Source organism: Micromonospora sp. ALFpr18c (assembly GCF_008868155.1).
Lineage (GTDB): Bacteria > Actinomycetota > Actinomycetes > Mycobacteriales > Micromonosporaceae > Micromonospora.
In genome coordinates, this window is the sequence record NZ_WBKR01000127.1 from 1 (window position 1) to 18953 (window position 18953).

Genomic DNA, 18953 nt, shown 5'->3' on the forward strand with positions numbered 1-18953 from the left:
ATTACTCCAGCTCGTGGAGCATCAGCTGGCGGGCGGCTTCGGTGATGGAGCCGGAGAGACTCGGGTAGATGGTGATGGTCTGGGCCAGCTCGTTGACCGTCAGGTTGTTCTCCACGGCCATGGTGATCGGCAGAATCAGCTCGCTGGCCTTGGGGGCGACCACCACACCGCCGATGACCTGCCCGCTGGCGGGCCGGCAGAACAACTTCACGAAACCGTCGGACAGGTCGTCCATCTTGGCCCGGGCGTTGCCGGACAGCGGCAGCATCACCTGCCGGGCCGGCACCTTGCCCGCGTCCACCTCGTCCTGTGAGACGCCGACGGTGGCCAGCTCCGGGTCGGTGAAGACGTTCGCGGCGACGGTCCGCAGCCGCAGCGGGCGGACCGCCTCACCGAGGGCGTGCCACATCGCGATCCGGCCCTGCATGGCGGCGACGCTGGCCAGCAGCAGAACCCCGGTGCAGTCGCCGGCGGCGTAGATGCCGGGCACGTTGGTCCGGGAGACCCGGTCGACCGTGACGTAGCCGCCACGGCCCAGCTCCACGCCGTACTCGGCCAGGCCCAGGTTGGCGGTGTTCGGGACCGAGCCGACCGTGATCAACGCGTGCGAGCCGGTGACCTTGCGGCCGTCGGACAGCTCCACCTCGACCCCGTCGGCGGTACGCCGCACCGCGTCGGCCCGCGAGTTGTTGAGGATCTCCATGCCCCGGTTGCGGAACACCCGCTCGATGGCGGACGCCGCGTCGGCGTCCTCGTGCGGCATCACCCGGTCCCGGCTGGAGACCAGGGTGACCTCGACGCCCATGGCCAGGTACGCGCTGGCGAACTCCGCGCCGGTCACGCCGGAGCCGACCACGATCAGGTGCTCCGGCAGCTCCGGCAGGTCGTACACCTGGCGCCAGGTCAGGATGCGTTCACCGTCCGGTACGGCGGTGGGCAACTGGCGGGGTGTCGAGCCGGTGGCCACCAGCACGGTGGACGCGGCGATCGAGTATTCCTCGCCACCGTCGGCCGGGGTGACGATCACCCGGTGCGTGTGCCCGAGGGTGTCCTCGCCGAGCCGGGCGGTGCCGGCCACGAAGGCGACCCCCGCCTTGAGCAGCTTGGCGTGGATGTCGGCGGACTGGGCCAGCGCCAACCGCTTGACCCGCTCGTGCACCGCCCGCGCGTCGACGGTGACGGCCTCCAGGCCGTCGGAGTGCACCCCGAACTCCTCGGTGTCCCGGTAGCCGGTGACCACCTCGGAGCTGGCGATGAAGGTCTTCGACGGCACGCAGTCGGAGAGCACGCACGCCCCACCCGCCCCGTCGGCCTCGACCACGGTGACATCGGCGTCCAGCTGGGCGGCGACGAGGGCCGCCTCGTACCCGGCCGGCCCCCCGCCGATGATCACGATCCGGCTCACAGCGTTCGCCCTTCGTTGATGCTCACAGTGACTTTCTTCTCCCGAACGCACCCGACACGCACAGTCGTATTCTCCCCCACCCGCCCGCCGGGCTATCGTCATCGCCGTGCGTCATCACGCCGCCTACGGCTCAAACCTTGATCCCGCCCGGATGCGCGCCTACTGCCCGCACTCGCCGATGGTGGGCACCGGCTGGCTGGAGGGGTGGCGGCTGACCTTCGCCGGGGCGGACGTGATCGGTTGGGAGGGCGCGGTGAGCACCCTCGTCGAGTCCCCCGGCGACCGGGTGTTCGTGGCGATCTACGACATCCACCCGTTCGACGCCGCCCAGCTCGACGAGCTGGAGGGAGTCGCCGCCGGCACGTACCGCAAGCTGCACGTGCGGGTCTCCACCCTCGACGGCGACGTGACCGCGTGGATCTACGTGTTCGACGGGTACGAGGGCGGCCTGCCCACGTCGTGGTATCTCTCGGAGATCGCCAACGCCGCCGAGAAGGCGGGCGCGCCGGACGACTACGTCAACGAGCTGCGGTCCCGCCCCACCGGCACCGCGTCCGCGTAGCGCGTCTCCCACACCCCTCAGTCTGCAACCGTCGCCGGTCGGCGCGGGCGTCGGGCCCCGTCAGCGTCGTCAATCACACACCGTGGCCGGGACGGAAAGCTCGTACATGTCGGTCCATCGGGTCTCCCGCAGGCCCACCGACCGGTAGAGGGACAGCGGCGTGGTCGGGTTGCTGAGATCCACCCCCAGGCCGGCCGCCATCCGACCCTTCTCGGCGTAGCGGGCGAAGGCGCGGCGCAGCAGCGCCGCACCCACACCCCGCCGACGGTACGCGGGCAGCACCGACAGGCTCTTCACGAAGCCCTCCTGCTGGTCCAGGGCTTGGTCGGAGGACTGCAACGCGCCGGCCGGCACCCCGTGCACCTCGGCGACGAACCACTCGTCCCAGGCGGTCAGATCACCGATCCGGGCGCGCCACCGCTCGTACGACAGCGGCTCGTGGTCCGGGGTGTCACGGAAGGCGATGTCGTGGATCCGGTGGAACTCCCGCAGGTCGGCCTCGTCGTCGGGGCGGACCGGTCGCACCGTCACCCCGGGTGGCGGGGCCGGCTCGGCGGGCAGGTCGGCCAGCATGCGACGCATTCGGACGTACCGCTTGGCCAGGGTGAAGCCGGCAGCGCGCAGGTCGGCTTCCCAGGCGCGTTCCGGGGCGAAGACCGCGCACCGGACGGTGAGTGCGGGCAGCCCGCGCTCGGCGGCCCGTTCGGCGACCCGGTCGAGTTGGCGGGCCAGCAGCGGCGCCCGGAGCACGGCGGCCCGGCCCGGGTCGACGTACACCTCCACGAACTCCCGGCCGACGCCGGTCGGGTTGTCCACGGTCGCCCAGCCCACCACGTCGTCGTCTGGGTCCACGGCCAGCCAGGAGTCCCGTGCCGGGTCGAAGAAGGGCGCGGTGAGCGACGCCGCCACGTCCTCGGCGTCGAAGTCGGGATGGCCGATGGCGAAGGTGTCGGCGGCGTGCACCACCGCGAGGATCGCCGGAACGTCGTCGAGGGTGGGTCGGCGCGCGGTCCAACCTGCGGGGAGGGTCACGGCAGCTGATCCTGGCAGCCGGCGGGTGCCGGCGCCGCCCATTTTCCGGCCGGTCGGCCGGCTCAGGCGAGGTCGGCCCGGGTGCGGTGCAGCAGCTCCACCAGTTCGGCGCCGTCGGCTGGGCCGAGTGCCACGAACGCCGGCGCGGCCAACCGGTTGGTCACCGCCTCCGCCCACAGCCGCCGACGCACCAGCGGCCCGACCGGCGGGTACGGGGGCGGCCAGCCGCAGGCCACCGCGCCGGCCTCACCCTCCGGCCCGGCCAGCACCGCCTCCAGCGGTGTCATCCCGGCGGCCCGCACGGCCAGCAGGTACGCGCCGGTGAAGTGCTCGCGGAGCAGGCGCAGCCCGGCGGCGCAGCGGGCACCGGGGGTGTTCTCCGGCAGCGGCATGGCCCGCCACGCGGCGAAGAGCGGCATGCCGCTGGCGTCCGCCGCCGCCACCGCCCGCTCGACGAGTTCGGACAGGCGATCGGTGCCGGGGAGCGGACCCAACTGTCGGGTGCCCCACTCGCAGCACTCGGCGAGGCTCGCGGCGGCCACCTCGATCGGCCGGGTGGACCGGGCGGCGGCGTCCCACCCGTCGGCGACCGCGTCCGGGGCGACGAAACCGAGGGCGGCGGCGGCCGTCTCGGCCCGTACGTCGCCGAGCGCCCCGGCCCGGCCGCTGATGTAGAAGGCCCAGCCGGAGATGCCGAGCAGTCGGGCTCGCCGCAGGGTGGTCGGACTGCGGCTGAACGCGTCACCCAGATCGAGCACGACGGGTTTGCTGGCTGCGGCGACCTACTCCGGCGTCATCCGATCGCCGCCCGCGCCCACCCCGGCGGGGCGGCCGTCGCGGTGCCCCGATCCGGGTGCCCGGGACGGGCCGCCCGCTGGTCGTCGTCCATCGATGGTCAGTCTGCCGCGCCACCGCCGGAGTCCGCAGTCCCCTCTTCGGCCGCCAGCGCCTCCACCGCCGCCTCCACCTCGCCGGCGCGCCGCCGGGCCACGGTGACCGCCCGCTCGGCCGCGCGCCGGGCGAGCCTGGCCCGGCTGAGATCCTGCTCGGCGACCGCCCGCCGCCGCTCCAACTCGGCCAGCTCGGTCTCGATCGCCTCCAGCGCCTCGACGCCGTCGCGTTCCTCCCCGTTCGCCTCGGCCAACTCGTCCTCGGCCCGCTGCTGGTCGGACCGGGCCCTGGCCAGCTCCCGGTCCAGCGTCCGGCGCTGCCGATCCCGTTCGGCGCGGGCCGCCCGCTCGGCCGCCCGTTCGGCGCGTTCGGCGGCCCGGTCGGTGGCCGCCTCGGGCGGTACCCGCTGGGCCCCGGGTCGGCGGGTCGGCCGTTCCGGCTCCTCATCGGTGCCGGTGACCAGCCGCAGCTGTGGCCGGGGCACCTCGCCGAAGCCGGCGTAGGTCGCCGACCGGAGCAGGCGCCCGGCCCGGACCTGCTCGGCGACCTCGGCGTCGGAGAGCGCCGCGTTGAGGGTGGCTTCCACCTCGGCCAGCGGCAGTTTGCCGGCCGGTGGGGCGTCCGGCTCCGCCGCGGCGAGCTTGCGGACCTCGGCGACGAGGGCGCCGACCACGGCCCGGCGCTGGGCGGACAACTCCCGCAGCCGGGGCCCGCGCAGTTCCCGCTGGGCGGCCCGCAGCGCGTCGGCGAGCTGCACCAGGTCGGCGACCAGCTCGGGACGGTGGATGGCGAGGAGGTTCACCAGCCAGGCGGCCACCGTGGGGCGGCGCAGTCGGGCCAGTTGCCGGGCGGTCGCCGGGTCGCCGGCGCGCCGCGCCTCGGCCACGGCGGCGTCCCGGGCGGCCACGAACCGGTCCGGTGGGATGCGGTAGAGCTGCTGCACCAGCTCCGGGGAGGGGCCGGGCATCGCTCAGACGTCCACCCGGCTACCGGGCTCCAGACGCTGGTACTCGGTGCCGGACAGCGCCGTGTACTGCCGGTCGAGCACACCCAGCCCGTTGTCGTTGAGCAGCCCGTCGTGCAACGCGTACGCCCGGCGGGGCGCGACCGCCCGGATGAAGTCGACCACCTCGGAGAACTTCGACCAGGGGGCGTGGATCGGCGCGAAGAGCGTGTCGACCGGCGTCTCGTCCGGCACCACCAGGGCGTCACCCGGGTGGTAGACCACGTCGTTGATCAGGTAACCGAGGTTGTCGACCACCGGGATGTCCGGGTGGATCACCGCGTGCCGCCCGCCGTACGCGCGGATGGCGACGCCGGCGGCGGTGAACGACTCACCGGCCGTGACCGGGTGCAACACGTCGGCCGCGTCGCCCAGGGTGCCGGCGAGCGAGGCGGGCCCGTGGATCGGGAACGGCCGCCGGTCGAGTTCCAGGCGGACCGCCGCCACGTCCAGGTGGTCGGGATGTTCGTGGGTGATCAGCACCGCGTCCGCACCGTCCAGTGCCGCCGGGTCGCTGAACACCCCGGGGTCGACGACGAGCACTCCCCCGTCGTGTTCCACCCGGAGGCAGGAGTGGGCGTACTTGGTGAGCCGCATCGTGACTCCTCGATTATCGAATCGTGACGTCTTGAGCGCAGTCTGCCGGAACCGGCCGCCGCGCGCGCCGCGTCCGAGGTATCGCCACACCGGTTGACAACGATGGGAGCGGGGATGGACGGACGAGCGGGAGGACGTCGCGGCGCACTGCTGGCGGCGACGGCACTGGCGGTGACGCTGCTGCTGACGGGTTGCGGAGCCGGCGACAGCGGATCGCAGGACACCGCGGGTTCGGCCGCCGAGGCGCCGGCGGCCAACGGGGGTGAGGCCGGCAGGGACGCCGCCGCGGGCGCACCCGAGGCGGCCGGGGCCGGCGCCCCGGACCTGCGGATCGACCAGCGGGCGATCATCTACACCGGAACGATGCGGGTGCAGGTGGACGATGTGGACGCCGCCGCCCGCGAGGCCGCCGCCGTGGCCACCCGGGCCGGTGGCTTCATCGGCGGCGACCAGCGGCGCAGTGCCGACGCCGACGCGGTGGCGGAGTTGGAGCTGCGGGTGCCGGCGGCGAAGTTCTCCGGCGTGGTGGAGGAGATTGCCAAGCTCGGCCGGCAGCAGAGCCGGGAGATCAACACCCAGGACGTCACCGAGGAGACCGTCGACCTGGACGCCCGGATCACCAGTCAGCGTGCCCGGGTGGACAGCGCCCGCCGGTTGCTGGCCCGCGCCACCTCGATCACCGACCTGGTGTCGTTGGAGAACGAGCTGGGGCGCCGGGAGGCCGACCTGGCCTCGCTGGAGGCCAAGAAGCGACGGCTCGCCGACCTGACCGCGCTCTCCACGATCACCGTCTCGCTGGCCGGGCCGGCGGCGAAGACCACCGAGGAGGAGGCCGAGACCGGCTTCCTGGTCGGGCTCGAGGGCGGCTGGAAGGCGTTCGTCGTCTCGATGACCGTCCTGCTCACGGTGCTGGGCGCGTTGCTGCCGTGGCTGGTGGCGCTCGGCGTGCCGCTGGCGGTGCTGCTGGTGGTGCTGCGCCGGCGGCGGAAGTCGCCGGCCCTGGTCGCACCGGTCAGCGCGCCGCCGCCAGTGCCCGCAGCGCGGTCTGCACCATGACGCGTACGCCGGCCGGGATGGCCCGCTCGTCCACGTCGAAGGATGCGCGGTGCAGGTCGACGTTGGGGCCCGAGCGGCCCACGCCGAGGCGGGCGAGGGCACCGGGGACGTACTCCAGATACCAGGAGAAGTCCTCGCCGCCCATGCTCTGGGGTGTCTCGGCGATCCCCTCCGGGCCGAGCGCGGCGGCGGTGGCGGCGGTCAGCACCTGGATGGCGCGGGAGTCGTTGCACACCGGCGGCCGGCCGCGCAGGTACTCCAGGTCGACCGTGGCGCCGGTCGGGGCGATCACGTCCCGGACCACCTGAGCGACGATCTTGGGAGCCTGCTCCCACGTGTCGCGGTCCATCACCCGGAGGGTGCCCGAGGCGCTGGCCTCGGATGGGATGACGTTGTAGCGGGTGCCGGCCGAGGCGTGGCCGAAGACCAGCAGCAGGCCGCTGTTGGCCGGCACCCGGCGGCTGACCAGCGCGGGCACCTCGGTGATCAGCCGACCGAGCGCGTCGACCAGGTCGACCGTCAGGTGCGGACGGGCGGTGTGCCCGCCGGGGCCGGAGAGCCGGACCGTGACGTTGTCGGCGGCCGCGGTGATCGGGCCGACCCGCAGGCCGACCTGGCCCACCGGCAGGTTCGGGTCGCAGTGCAGGGCGAAGATCTGCACCACGTCGTCCAGGCCGCCGGCCTCGATGACCTCCAGCGAACCGCAGGGCAGGATCTCCTCGGCCGGCTGGAAGATGAGCCGGACGCGGCCGTCCAGCTCACCGAGGTCGGCCAGCTGGGCCAGCAGCATGCCGACGCCGAGCAGGATCGAGGTGTGCACGTCGTGTCCGCAGGCGTGGCAGACGCCCGCCACCGTGGACCGGTAGGGCACGTCCTTCGGGTCGTCGAGCGGCAACGCGTCGATGTCGGCGCGCAGCGCGACGACCGGGCCGTCCGGGCGGCCGTTGATGTCGCAGATCACGCCGTTGCCCTTGGGCAGCAGCCGGGGTTGCAGTCCGGCCAGGGACAGCTCCCGCGCGATCAGGGCGGCCGTCTCGAACTCCGTGCCGGACAGCTCGGGGTGCGAGTGGAGGTGACGGCGCGTGGCGATCAGCCCGGGTACCCGGAGTGCGAGCAGGTGGTCCAGTTCGCGGGGCAGGGGCTGGGACCCGGGGGGCGTCTCCAGCCAGGACGACGCCAGCTGGCCGCCGGTGGGCAGCGTCAACGCACTCGTCACGTCGAATTCTCGATCACTAGAGATGGATGGATCATCGGGGACAGCAGACAGCCTAGACCTCCGGCGGTGACGCTGCGCAACCTCGTTCCGGTAATGATCGGACCGCGTAGCGTCACGTATGCCCTGCTGAGACCGCTCGGAGAGCTGTGGGACAGCAGGTAGATCGCGGTCGAAGGCCGTCATCTGCCCCTCACCTCCTACAACGCGTAACCGATCCCGGCGGACTCGAATCTCGGTGCCGGCCGCCGGCCCCTGTTGCGAATTGTCGCATTAGTCGGGGTGATGAACTGACACTCCGACAATTAGCCGACCACGCTCCGCAACGAGCCGGAAAGACGCTCACACGCGTCCGCCCGCCGTCGCCGCACAGGGTGTGCGTCCCGACGACCCGCTCGGGTTACCCGTAAACCTCGGCGGACACACCGAGGACGCCCGCAGAAGGGCCGCGCCGCCCCGGGTTCCGCCTCCCACGGTAGCTCCGCCGACCACCGCACACCCACCATGAGCTGCGAAAACAGCGAACGAGCACTCAGAAACGATCGGTCGGCCGGTACAGCCCCCACACCTCGCGCAGCGTCCCGCAGACCTCACCCACCGTGGCCCGGGCCCGCAGCGCCTCCTTCATCGGGTACAGCACGTTCTCCGTACCGTCGGCCGCGGCCCGCAGGTCGGCGAGCGCCCGCGCCACCGCGTCGGCGTCCCGCTCGGCGCGCAGCCGCGCCAGCCGGTCGGCCTGCGCCGCCTCGATCGTCGGGTCGACCCGCAGCGGCTCGTACGGCTCCTCCTGGTCCACCGTGAACCGGTTGAGCCCGACCACCACCCGCTCACCCGAGTCGATCTCCTGGGCGATCCGGTACGCGGACTGCTCGATCTCCCGCTTCTGGAAGCCGGCCTCGATCGCGTCCACCGCGGAGCCGTGGTCGGCCACCCGCTCCATCAGCTCGACGGCGGCGGCCTCGATCTCGGCGGTCATCGCCTCCACCACGTACGAGCCGGCGAACGGGTCGACGGTGGCGGTCAGATCCGTCTCGTACGCCAGCACCTGCTGGGTACGCAGCGCGAGCCGGGCGGCCTTCTCGGTGGGCAGCGCGATGGCCTCGTCGAAGCTGTTGGTGTGCAGCGACTGGGTGCCGCCGAGCACCGCGCCCAGCCCCTGCACCGCCACCCGGACGAGGTTGACCTCGGGCTGCTGCGCGGTGAGCTGCACGCCGGCGGTCTGGGTGTGGAAACGCAGCATCATCGACTTCGGATCCTTGGCGCCGAAGTCGTCGCGCATCAGCCGGGCCCAGATCCGTCGGGCGGCACGGAACTTCGCCACCTCCTCCAGCAGCGTGGTGCGGGCCACGAAGAAGAACGACAGCCGGGGCGCGAAATCGTCCACCGCGAGCCCGGCGGCCAGCGCCGCGCGCACGTACTCCACGCCGTTGGCCAGGGTGAACGCGATCTCCTGCGCGGGCGTCGCGCCGGCCTCGGCCATGTGGTAGCCGGAGATGGAGATGGTGTTCCACTTCGGCACCTCCTTGCGGCAGTACGCGAACGTGTCGGCCACCAGGCGCAGCGACGGCTTCGGCGGGAAGATGTACGTCCCCCGGGCGATGTACTCCTTGAGGATGTCGTTCTGGATGGTGCCGTTGAGCGCCGAGCCGGGCACGCCGTTCTCCTCGGCGACGAGCTGGTAGAGCAGCAGCAGCACCGAACCGGGCGCGTTGATGGTCATCGAGGTGGACACCTTGTCCAGGGGAATGTCGGCGAACAGCAGCCGCATGTCCTCAAGGGAGTCGATGGCCACGCCCACCTTGCCGACCTCGCCGTGAGCGATCGGCTCGTCGGAGTCGTAGCCCATCTGGGTCGGCAGGTCGAAGGCCACCGAGAGGCCCATCGTGCCGGCCCGCAACAGTTGGTGGTACCGCGCGTTGGACTCGGTGGCGGTGCCGAAGCCGGCGTACTGGCGCATGGTCCACGGACGGGAGGTGTACATGGTGGGGTAGACACCCCGGGTGTACGGGAACTCGCCGGGGCCGCCCAGCCGGGAGTCCAGGTCCTCCGGAAGGTCGGCACCCGTGTAGACGCCCTCGATCGGAAAACCGGACTCGCTTGACCGCCGTTCGCTCATCCCCGGATGGTAGGACGCCTGGCCACGTCATCGGGTGAGGGATACCGCACAGTGCGTCCCGACCGGTCGACAGGAGGTAAACGACAGGGCACGTTCTGTCGACTTCGATAAACGTCCGACGCGTCGGCTTTCGCATCGGGCGTCGGAACCAGCAAGATAGGGGGGTTGTGTCCCAGCCCCCCTCGATTTCCCCCGGTGGCTTTTCTGTGACTCAGATCCCGACGTGGAGCGGCGGACCGGTCAGTCCCGCCAACGGCCGAGCGGCACCCGGCACCACCATCGGTGGCCGGTACTCGCTGCGGTCCTCGGTGGGCAACGGCGGCATGGGTACGGTGTGGCGCGCCACAGACACGCTGCTGCGCCGCGACGTGGCGGTCAAGGAGGTCGTCCTGCCCCCGGGACTGGCCCCCAGTGACCGCGACGCCATGTACGAACGCACCCTGCGCGAGGCCCGCGCCGCCGCCGCCATCCAGCACCCGGCGGTCGTGCAGGTGTACGACGTGGTCACCGAGGCCGGCCGGCCGTGGATCGTGATGGAGCTGCTGGACGCCCGCAGCCTCGCCGACATGGTGATCGAGGACGGCCCGGTCGCACCCCGCGCCGTCGCCAAGATCGGCATCGCGCTGCTCGGCGCGCTGGAGGTCGCGCACGCGATCGGCGTGCTGCACCGCGACGTCAAGCCGGCCAACGTGCTGATCTGCACCGACGGCCGCTGCGTGCTGACCGACTTCGGCGTCGCCCGGATGCCCACCGACGTGCAGCTCACCACCCCCGGCATGGTGCTGGGCTCACCGCACTTCATCTCCCCCGAGCGGGCCATGGGCCAGGAGTTCGGGCCGCCGAGCGACCTCTTCTCGCTGGGTGTGACGCTCTACACGGCCGTCGAGGGACGACCGCCGTTCGACAAGGGCGATCCGATCGAGACGATGCACGCCGTCGTCGAGGACCCGCCGGCCCCGCCGCAGCGCAGCGGCCCGTTGACCCGGGTGCTGATGGGCCTGCTGGAGAAGGATCCGGCCCGCCGGCTGGACGTGCACACCTCCCGGGCCATGCTGCGCGAGCTGCTCGCCGGCCCGCTGGGCAGCACCGCCACCGCCGTGCACTCGGTCACCGACCCGTACGCGGTGGTCCCGGTGCAGCAGCGTCCCGCGCCCATCCCGCCGGCCCCGCCAGAGCCGAAGCCGGACAGCCAGATCGGCGGCCCGGCCATGCTCGCCCCCGGCGAGTCGCTCACCGACCGGTTGGCCGCACTGCGCCGGGGCGAGCGCCCCCAGCCGGCCGTCGCCGCCTCCACCGGGCTCGACGAGACGAGCGCCGACGCCCTCGCCGGCCCGCTGCACACGCCCACCGGCGCGATGCCCGCGTCCGGTCGACCCGCCACCGGGCGCACCTACGGCGGCAGCGCGGACGCGACCCAGCGCGTCGACGCCGGCGCCCACCCGGACGCCACCCAGCCGGTCACCTACGGCAGCCGGCCCGACGCCACCCAGCAGGTCGGCTACGGCGCGCCGGAGGCCACCCAGCGCATCGGCGGCACCTACGGCGGCGGCAACCAGTGGTCGGTGCCGGGCACCGGCCAGCCCTGGACGACCCCGTCCACCGCGGCGGGCGGCGGCGCCCTGGGCAAGGTCCGCGCCACCGGGGGCCAGTTGGTCACCACCGTGAAGGGCTGGCCGCGCAAGCTGCAGCTCGCGGCGGCCGGCGGGTTGGTCCTGGTGCTGCTGATCAGCGTGGTGGCACTCTCCGGCGGCGACGATTCCGCCCCGAGCACCCCGCAGGCGCAGCCCACCCCGTCCGCCCCGGCAGGTCCGGCCGTCGAGATGCAGGAGCACACGGCCCGCGGCATCCAGGTCATGGTGCCCAAGGGCTGGAAGAAGGCCACCGGCGGCTCGTACACCGACTACATCGACCCGGAGGACGACGGTCGCAAGATCCGGATCCTCACCGAGAAGTGGACCGGGACGCCCACCCGCTGGGCGGAGAGCGCGCAAAACTTCCTCCGTACCAAGAGCACCAACTGCAAGAAGCCGTACGAGCAGGTGGCCATCGCCGAGCAGCAGTTGGCGGGCAGCCCGGGCGTCGAATTCGAGTACACCTGCGGCTCCGGCGGCGAGATGCGCCACGGAGTGTGGCGCGCGGTCGTCAAGGACGGCAAGTCGTACTCGTTCTACCTCTCCGCCACCGAGGACGTGTTCGCCGAGAGCAAGCCGATCTTCGACGAGATGGTGAAGACGTTCCAGCTCACCGGAAACGGCTGAGCCGGAGGGAACCGACAGTGGTGATCCGCCGTCGTGCTATCAAGGGGCATGGCGGCGGACACGACTGACATCGACGACATTCGCGAGCAAGCCGAACGCTGGCTCGCCGACGATCCCGACCCGGCCAGCCGGGACGAGCTGACGGCGGTGCTCGACGCGCTGCCGTCGAGCGGCCCCGACCTGGCCGACCGGTTCGCCGGGCCGCTGACGTTCGGCACCGCGGGCCTGCGCGGCCCGCTGCGCGCCGGCCCCAACGGAATGAACCTCGCCGTGGTCACCCGCGCCGCCGCCGGCCTGGTCGACTGGCTCGCCGCCCAGGGCGGCACCGGCCCCCTGGTGATCGGGTACGACGCCCGGCACGGCTCCCGGCAGTTCGCCGAGCGGACCGCCCAGGTGGCCACCGGGGTCGGCCGCCCGGCGCTGCTGCTGCCCCGCCCGCTGCCCACCCCCGTCCTGGCGTACGCGGTGCGCCAACTCGGTGCGGTCGCCGGCGTGATGGTGACGGCCAGCCACAACCCGCCACAGGACAACGGCTACAAGGTCTACCTCGGCGCGGAGCTGGGCGGTGAGCTGGGCGCGGGAGCGCAGATCGCGCCGCCCGCCGACGCGGGTATCGAGGCGGCCATCCGGGCGGTCGGCCCGCTGACCGAGGTGCCGCTGGGCGCCCCCGGTCAGGTGCTCGGCGACGACCTGGTCGCCGCGTACGTCGAACGGGCGACCGCGGTGATCGACCCGGGCGGGTCGCGGGACCTGACGGTGGCGTACACCCCGCTGCACGGGGTGGGCGCCGCGGTGCTCACCGCCGCCTTCGCCCGCGCCGGGTTCCCGGTGCCCGGGGTGGTGCCCGACCAGGCCGAGCCGGACCCGGCGTTCCCCACCGTGTCGTTCCCCAACCCGGAGGAGCCGGGGGCGGTGGACCGACTGATCGCCCTGGCCGACTCGACCGGCGCGGATCTCGCCATCGCCAACGACCCGGACGCGGACCGCTGCGCCGTGGTGGTCCGCGAGGGCCGCGACGGCTGGCGGATGCTGCGCGGCGACGAGGTCGGTGTGCTGCTCGCCGACCATCTGATGCGCCGCGGGGTGACCGGGCTCTACGCCACGACCATCGTCTCGTCGTCCCTGCTGCGGGCCCTGTGCGCGGCCCGGGGTCTGCCGTACGACGAGACGCTGACCGGCTTCAAGTGGATCGTCCGGGCCGGCGGCGGGAGCGCGCCGCTGGTCTTCGGCTACGAGGAGGCGCTCGGTTACTGCGTCGCCCCCGAGCACGTACGTGACAAGGACGGCATCACGGCCGCGCTGACCGTGGCCGAGCTCGCCGCCGGCCTCAAGGCGCAGGGTCGTACGCTGACCGACCGGCTGGACGAGCTTGCCGCGGAGTTCGGCGTGCACCACACCGACCAGCTCTCCGTCCGGGTGGACGACCTGCGGCTGATCGCCGACGCGATGGCGCGGATCCGGGCGACCACCCCGACGACCCTGCTGGGGCAGCCCGTCGACAGCATCCGGGACCTGCTTCCCGAGGCGGACGTGGTGATCCTGCGGACCGCGGCGGCGCGGGTGGTGATCCGCCCCTCCGGGACGGAGCCGAAGCTCAAGGCGTACCTCGAGGTGGTGGAACCGGTCGTGGACGGTGACGTCCCGACGGCCCGCAGCCGGGCGGCGGAGGCGGTGGCCGCCCTGCGCGGCGAGATCGCCACGGCTCTGGGGCTCTGACCGACGGGCCGCGCCGGGATCGACCACCCGGCCGCCCGCCCCCTCGGCGTCCTTTGCTCTGCGTCAACCCACGCTACGAAAACGGGCCCGGACTGTTGCGTCCGTTGAAGCAGAGCAAAGGACACGCAAGCAGGAGAGGTAGACCGACGCCTGGTCGCACCTCGGGAGACCTCCGCGCGCGGGGTCAGCGGCGGGGGCCGAGGGCCTGGTCGACGGCGCGGCCCAGGGCCGCGACGACCAGGCCGACCGACGGGCGGACCACCGAGTCGTCGCTGCTCACCTCACCGGAGAAGCCGGCGCCGGTGGCGATCTGCTCCAGCCTGCGGCGCGCGTCGGCGGCGGTCTCACCGTCCACCCCGAGCGCCGACTCCATCCGCAGCACCACGACCAGGGTGGCCAGCGCGGCGGTCCGCTCGTCCGGGGCCGCCGCGCCGGTCAGCGCGTCGGCCAGCCGCTGGCGGGTCTCCGCCTCGACGGACGTGTCCACGACCGGGTAGCGGTGCACGTGGATGAAGCCCAGCTCGGTCTCGTCGACGTCCTGGACCACACCCTGGGTGCACAGGTCGCCGAGGATCTTGTCGCGCAGGCCGTGCCGCAGGCGCTGCACCCAGGAGGCCGGCGTGTGCGGGGTGTCAGCGGCGATCCGACCCAGCACCTCGTCGGTGACCGGCTCGCCGGTGGGCGTCGGGTCGACCACGGTCAGGGACCCGTCGGCGTACGCGATCCGGCCGGCCAGGGCCAGCTCGACCAGCACCGCCGCGGCCATACCCAGGTCCAGGCTGATCCGCGGCATCGTCGCCTTGCCGGTCGAATCGTCGTAGGCGAGGAGCAGCAACTCCTCGGCGAGCGCAACACCAGTCATGGCCGGAGACGGTAGTGGGTCCGCGCACCATCGCGCGCGAACCCGCCGTTACCCGGCACCGACCGGGTGCACGATCAGAACCGGGGCATGCCGCCGAACTGGCGGTCACCGGCGTCGCCGAGGCCGGGGACGATGAACATCCGGTCGTTGAGGCCCTCGTCGATGGCGGCGGTGACCAGGCGCAACGGCAGGCCGGAGCGTTCCAGCCGCTCGATGCCGACCGGCGCGGCGAGCACGCAGAGCACGGTGATGTCGGTGCAGCCCCGGTCGGCCAGCAGCCGGCAGCAGTGCTCCAGCGAGCCGCCGGTCGCCAACATCGGGTCGAGCACCAGCACCGGCAGGCCGGCCAGGTCCCGGGGCAGCGACTCCATGTACGCGCGCGGCTCGTAGGTCTCCTCGTCGCGGGCCAGGCCGACGAAGCCCATCGAGGATTCCGGCAGCAGGCCGAGCGCGGCGTCCGCCATGCCCAGCCCGGCCCGCAGCACCGGGACGAGCAGCGGCGGGTTGGCCAGCCGGGTGCCCTCGGTGCCGGTGACCGGCGTCTGCACCGGGTACCGCTCGACGGGGAAGGAGCGCGCCGCCTCGTACACCAGCATGGTGGTCAGTTCGTGCAGCGACGCCCGAAACGTCGAGGAATCGGTGCGCGCGTCCCGCATGGCGGTCAGCCGGGCCTGGGCCAGCGGGTGGTCAATGACGTGTACGTCCACGATCGCTCAACCTACCGGTCCGTTCGGCGCTTCGGTGCGGCTGCGCGGGGAGCAGCGACGCCGCTCACGCCGACCCCACCGTGACCAAGATCACTCGGCCGTCTCGTGCGTAGACTTCTCGGCATGACGGCGACAACGACGTCGGCCCGGTCGGAGCTCTCCGAGCTGGGACGATCCGAGACCGCTCTGCGGACCTTCCTGCACGGCCTGCCCGGCGTGGACCAGGTCGGCGCGGAGCAGCGGGCGGCACAGCTCGGCACCCGCTCCATCAAGACCACCGCCAAGGCGCAGGCGATCGACCTCGCGATCCGCATGGTCGACCTGACCACCCTGGAGGGTGCGGACACCCCGGGCAAGGTGCGCGCGCTGGCCGCGAAGGCACTTCGCCCGGACCCGGCCGACCCGTCCTGCCCGCACGTCGGCGCCGTCTGCGTCTACCCGGCGATGGTCCCGTACGTCGCCGAGGTGCTGCGCGGAAGCGGCGTCCACCTGGCCAGCGTGGCGACGGCCTTCCCGTCGGGACAGGCCTCCCTGGAGATCAAGCTCGCCGACACCCGGGCCGCCGTCGCGGCCGGCGCCGACGAGATCGACATGGTGATCAACCGGGGCGCGTTCCTGGCCGGGCGGTACAAGGAGGTCTACGACGAGATCGTCGCGGTTAAGGAAGCCTGCGGCCCTGCTGATGGCGGTCGCCAAGGGCGCCCGGCAGCCCACCTCAAGGTCATTCTGGAGACCGGCGAGCTGGCCACCTACGACAACGTGCGCCGGGCCTCCTGGCTGGCCATGCTGGCCGGCGGAGACTTCATCAAGACCTCCACCGGCAAGGTCCCGGTGGCGGCCACGCTGCCGGTGACCCTGGTGATGCTGGAGGCGGTCCGCGACTTCCGCGAGGCCACCGGCCGGCAGGTCGGTGTGAAGCCGGCCGGCGGCATCAAGACCACCAAGGACGCGATCAAGTACCTGGTGATGGTCAACGAGACCGTCGGCGCGGACTGGCTCGACCCGGACTGGTTCCGCTTCGGCGCGTCCAGCCTGCTCAACGACCTGCTGATGCAGCGCACCAAGCTGACGACCGGCACCTACTCCGGTCCCGACTACTTCACCCTGGACTGATAGCCGATGTTCGAATACGCCCCCGCCCCCGAGTCCCGCTCGGTGGTGGACCTCAAGCCCTCGTACGGGCTGTTCATCGACGGCGCGTTCGTCGACCCGACCGACGGCGGCAGCTTCAAGTCGATCAACCCCGCCTCCGAGGAGGTCCTCGCCGAGATCGCCGAGGCCGGCGCCCAGGACGTGGAGCGTGCGGTCCGCGCCGCCCGTACGGCGTACGACAAGGTCTGGGGTCCGATGCCGGGTCGCGACCGGGCGAAGTACCTGTTCCGGATCGCGCGTCTCATCCAGGAGCGTTCCCGCGAGCTGGCCGTCCTGGAATCCCTGGACAACGGCAAGCCGATCAGGGAGTCCCGGGACGTCGACCTGCCGCTGGTCGCCGCGCACTTCTTCTACTACGCGGGCTGGGCCGACAAGCTGGAGCACGCCGGTTTCGGGCCGAATCCGCGGCCGATCGGTGTGGCCGCGCAGGTCATCCCGTGGAACTTCCCGCTGCTCATGCTGGCCTGGAAGATCGCCCCGGCGCTCGCCGCGGGCAACACGGTGGTGCTGAAGCCGGCCGAGACGACCTCGCTGACCGCGCTGCTGTTCGCCGAGATCTGCCAGCAGGCGGAGCTGCCCACCGGTGTGGTCAACATCGTCACTGGCGCCGGCGACACCGGCCGGGCGCTGGTCGAGCACCCGGGCGTGGACAAGGTCGCCTTCACCGGCTCCACCGAGGTCGGCCGGGCCATCGCCCGATCCGTCGCCGGCACCCGCAAGAAGCTCACCCTGGAGCTGGGCGGCAAGGCCGCCAACATCGTCTTCGACGACGCGCCGATCGACCAGGCCGTCGAGGGCATCGTCAACGGCATCTTCTTCAACCAGGGGCACGTCTGCTGCGCCGGCTCCCGCCTGCTCGTGCAGGAGAACGTGGCCGACCGCGTCCTGGAGTCGCTGAAGCGGCGGATGGCCCAGCTGCGCGTCGGCGACCCGCTGGACAAGAACACCGACGTCGGCGCCATCAACTCGGCCGCCCAGCTGGAGCGGATCCGCGAGCTGTCCGACGCCGGGTCGGCCGAGGGCGCCGAGCGCTGGTCGCCGCCGTGCGAGCTGCCCGACCGGGGCTTCTGGTTCGCGCCGACCATCTTCACCGGCGTCACCCAGGCACACCGCATCGCCCGCGAGGAGATCTTCGGCCCGGTGCTGTCGGTGCTGACCTTCCGCACCCCGGCCGAGGCCGTGGAGAAGGCGAACAACACGCCGTTCGGCCTGTCGGCGGGGATCTGGACCGACAAGGGATCCCGGATCCTGTGGATGGCCGACCGGCTGCGCGCCGGCGTGGTGTGGGCCAACACGTTCAACAAGTTCGACCCCACCTCGCCGTTCGGTGGATACAAGGAGTCGGGTTACGGTCGCGAGGGCGGCCGGCACGGGCTGGAGGGCTACCTCAATGTCTGAGCGGGTCGCGGTACGAAAGACGTACAAGCTCTTCATCGGCGGGAAGTTCCCGCGCAGCGAGTCGGGACGGTCGTATCTCGTGCAGTCCTCGAATGTGTCACTGGCCTCCCGCAAGGACGCCCGGGACGCGGTGGTCGCCGCCCGCGCCGCCGTGAAGGGCTGGGCCGGCGCGACCGCGTACAACCGGGGTCAGATCCTCTACCGGGCCGCCGAGATGCTGGAGGGTCGCCGCGAGCAGTTCGTCGCCCTGGGCGTGCCCGGCGACGAGGTGGACGCCGCCGTGGACCGCTGGGTCTGGTACGCCGGTTGGGCTGACAAGCTCGCCCAGGTGTACGGCGGCGCCAACCCGGTGGCCGGCCCGTACTTCAACATCTCCGCGCCCGAGCCGACCGGCGTGGTCGCGGTGGTCGCCCCGGAGCGTCCGGCGCTGCTCGGCCTGGTCAGCGTGATCGCCCCGGCGATCGTCACCGGCAACACGGTGGTGGTGGCGGCGTCGGCGTCCGAGCCACTGGCGGCGGTGACGCTGGCCGAGGTGCTCGCCACGTCCGACCTGCCGGGCGGCGTGGTCAACATCCTCACCGGCGCGATCACCGAGACCGCGCCGACGCTGGCCGCGCACATGGACGTCAACGCGATCGACCTGACCGGCGTGACCGACGCCTCGCTCGCCGCCGACCTGGAGGTCAAGGCGGCGGAGAACCTCAAGCGGGTGCTCCGGCCGGACCTGGCCGACGTCGACTGGTCCGCCGACCCGGGCGTGGCCCGGATGACCGCCCTGCTGGAGACCAAGACGGTGTGGCACCCCAAGGGGGTGTGAGTCGTTCCCGGCCTTTGGTTTGCCGGGGGAGCCCGCCCACTCCGGGCGGTCAGGCTTGATCCCTGCGTGGGCGGGCTCCCCCGGCAAACCTGACCTGGTCCGGGTTCGTCGGGTGGTCAGCTCACGGGTTCTGCCCAGCTTGGGGTGCTCTCGGCTGGGGTGATCATG

At 72.6% G+C, this 18953-nt stretch carries 16 protein-coding genes; 7 read left to right on the forward strand and 9 right to left on the reverse strand.

Annotated features, from left to right (window positions below; all coding sequences use genetic code 11):
- Position 1: 1 nt before the first annotated feature.
- Entirely contained in the window at positions 2-1405 is a 1404-nt protein-coding gene (locus F8271_RS20920) for an NAD(P)H-quinone dehydrogenase (protein WP_151491529.1), read from the reverse strand.
- A gap of 106 nt (positions 1406-1511) precedes the next feature.
- Here F8271_RS20920 and F8271_RS20925 point away from each other — a divergent pair, with 106 nt between their 5' ends.
- A complete protein-coding gene (locus F8271_RS20925) occupies positions 1512-1967 on the forward strand; it encodes a gamma-glutamylcyclotransferase (protein WP_151491530.1) in 456 nt (151 codons plus the stop codon).
- Positions 1968-2036: 69 nt separating this feature from the next.
- Here the strand turns inward: F8271_RS20925 and F8271_RS20930 are convergent, their stop codons facing one another.
- The 4 genes from F8271_RS20930 to F8271_RS20945 form a co-directional block, all read right to left on the reverse strand.
- Entirely contained in the window at positions 2037-2999 is a 963-nt protein-coding gene (locus F8271_RS20930; protein WP_151491531.1) for a GNAT family N-acetyltransferase, read from the reverse strand.
- A gap of 62 nt (positions 3000-3061) precedes the next feature.
- Positions 3062-3757 carry a hypothetical protein gene (locus tag F8271_RS20935; RefSeq protein WP_225854663.1) on the reverse strand — a complete coding sequence of 232 codons (696 nt, stop codon included), beginning with the start codon at positions 3755-3757 and terminating at the stop codon, positions 3062-3064.
- A 137-nt stretch (positions 3758-3894) separates the two neighbouring features.
- On the reverse strand, positions 3895-4857 hold the full coding sequence (locus tag F8271_RS20940; protein ID WP_151491532.1) for a hypothetical protein: 963 nt from the start codon (positions 4855-4857) through the stop codon (positions 3895-3897).
- 3 nt (positions 4858-4860) lie between these two features.
- A complete protein-coding gene (locus tag F8271_RS20945) occupies positions 4861-5490 on the reverse strand; it encodes an MBL fold metallo-hydrolase (protein ID WP_151491533.1) in 630 nt (209 codons plus the stop codon).
- A gap of 93 nt (positions 5491-5583) precedes the next feature.
- On the opposite strand from F8271_RS20945, the gene F8271_RS20950 reads away from it, so the two are divergent.
- Positions 5584-6546 (forward strand): DUF4349 domain-containing protein, encoded by a 963-nt coding sequence (locus F8271_RS20950; protein ID WP_151491534.1) that lies wholly within the window; start codon positions 5584-5586, stop codon positions 6544-6546.
- Here F8271_RS20950 and F8271_RS20955 read toward each other — a convergent pair.
- Both F8271_RS20955 and F8271_RS20960 read right to left on the reverse strand, forming a co-directional pair.
- Complete coding sequence (locus F8271_RS20955) at positions 6503-7762, reverse strand: amidohydrolase (RefSeq protein WP_151491535.1); 1260 nt, start codon at positions 7760-7762, stop codon at positions 6503-6505. The genes F8271_RS20950 and F8271_RS20955 overlap by 44 nt on opposite strands.
- 529 nt (positions 7763-8291) lie before the next feature.
- The gene (locus tag F8271_RS20960; protein WP_151491536.1) at positions 8292-9875 is read right to left on the reverse strand and encodes a methylmalonyl-CoA mutase; all 1584 of its coding nucleotides are present in this window, start codon (positions 9873-9875) and stop codon (positions 8292-8294) included.
- 206 nt (positions 9876-10081) lie between these two features.
- Here F8271_RS20960 and F8271_RS20965 point away from each other — a divergent pair, with 206 nt between their 5' ends.
- Together F8271_RS20965 and F8271_RS20970 are read left to right on the forward strand one after the other, a co-directional pair.
- A complete protein-coding gene (locus F8271_RS20965) occupies positions 10082-12133 on the forward strand; it encodes a serine/threonine-protein kinase (RefSeq protein ID WP_151491537.1) in 2052 nt (683 codons plus the stop codon).
- A 48-nt stretch (positions 12134-12181) separates the two neighbouring features.
- Positions 12182-13849, forward strand: coding sequence for a phospho-sugar mutase (locus tag F8271_RS20970; RefSeq protein WP_151491538.1), 1668 nt, complete (start codon positions 12182-12184; stop codon positions 13847-13849).
- 184 nt (positions 13850-14033) lie between these two features.
- Here F8271_RS20970 and F8271_RS20975 read toward each other — a convergent pair whose 3' ends face one another.
- Positions 14034-14711: a GPP34 family phosphoprotein gene (locus F8271_RS20975; RefSeq protein ID WP_151491539.1), complete on the reverse strand. Its 678-nt coding sequence runs from the start codon at positions 14709-14711 to the stop codon at positions 14034-14036.
- 74 nt (positions 14712-14785) lie between these two features.
- Positions 14786-15418: a uracil phosphoribosyltransferase gene (gene upp / locus F8271_RS20980; RefSeq protein ID WP_151491540.1), complete on the reverse strand. Its 633-nt coding sequence runs from the start codon at positions 15416-15418 to the stop codon at positions 14786-14788.
- Between the two features lie 123 nt (positions 15419-15541).
- On the opposite strand from upp, the gene deoC reads away from it, so the two are divergent.
- From deoC to F8271_RS20995, 3 genes are read left to right on the forward strand one after another with little or no spacing between them, the layout of a single operon-like run.
- A complete protein-coding gene (gene deoC, locus F8271_RS20985; protein WP_151491541.1) occupies positions 15542-16531 on the forward strand; it encodes a deoxyribose-phosphate aldolase in 990 nt (329 codons plus the stop codon).
- Positions 16532-16537: 6 nt separating this feature from the next.
- Positions 16538-17968, forward strand: a complete 1431-nt coding sequence (locus F8271_RS20990; RefSeq protein WP_151491542.1) for an aldehyde dehydrogenase family protein — start codon at positions 16538-16540, stop codon at positions 17966-17968.
- Positions 17961-18785 carry an aldehyde dehydrogenase family protein gene (locus F8271_RS20995; RefSeq protein ID WP_151491543.1) on the forward strand — a complete coding sequence of 275 codons (825 nt, stop codon included), beginning with the start codon at positions 17961-17963 and terminating at the stop codon, positions 18783-18785. The genes F8271_RS20990 and F8271_RS20995 overlap by 8 nt, the downstream gene beginning before the upstream one ends.
- Positions 18786-18953 lie beyond the last annotated feature (168 nt).

Bases quoted from the DNA above. Each gene is read 5' to 3' on its own strand.
- F8271_RS20940 (WP_151491532.1), bottom strand. From the start codon at position 4,857: ATGCCCGGCCCCTCCCCGGAGCTGGTGCAGCAGCTCTACCGCATCCCA.
- F8271_RS20990 (WP_151491542.1), top strand. From the start codon at position 16,538: ATGTTCGAATACGCCCCCGCCCCCGAGTCCCGCTCGGTGGTGGACCTC.
- F8271_RS20995 (WP_151491543.1), top strand. From the start codon at position 17,961: ATGTCTGAGCGGGTCGCGGTACGAAAGACGTACAAGCTCTTCATCGGC.
- deoC (WP_151491541.1), top strand. From the start codon at position 15,542: ATGACGGCGACAACGACGTCGGCCCGGTCGGAGCTCTCCGAGCTGGGA.
- F8271_RS20945 (WP_151491533.1), bottom strand. From the start codon at position 5,490: ATGCGGCTCACCAAGTACGCCCACTCCTGCCTCCGGGTGGAACACGAC.
- F8271_RS20970 (WP_151491538.1), top strand. From the start codon at position 12,182: ATGGCGGCGGACACGACTGACATCGACGACATTCGCGAGCAAGCCGAA.
- F8271_RS20960 (WP_151491536.1), bottom strand. From the start codon at position 9,875: ATGAGCGAACGGCGGTCAAGCGAGTCCGGTTTTCCGATCGAGGGCGTC.
- F8271_RS20975 (WP_151491539.1), bottom strand. From the start codon at position 14,711: ATGACTGGTGTTGCGCTCGCCGAGGAGTTGCTGCTCCTCGCCTACGAC.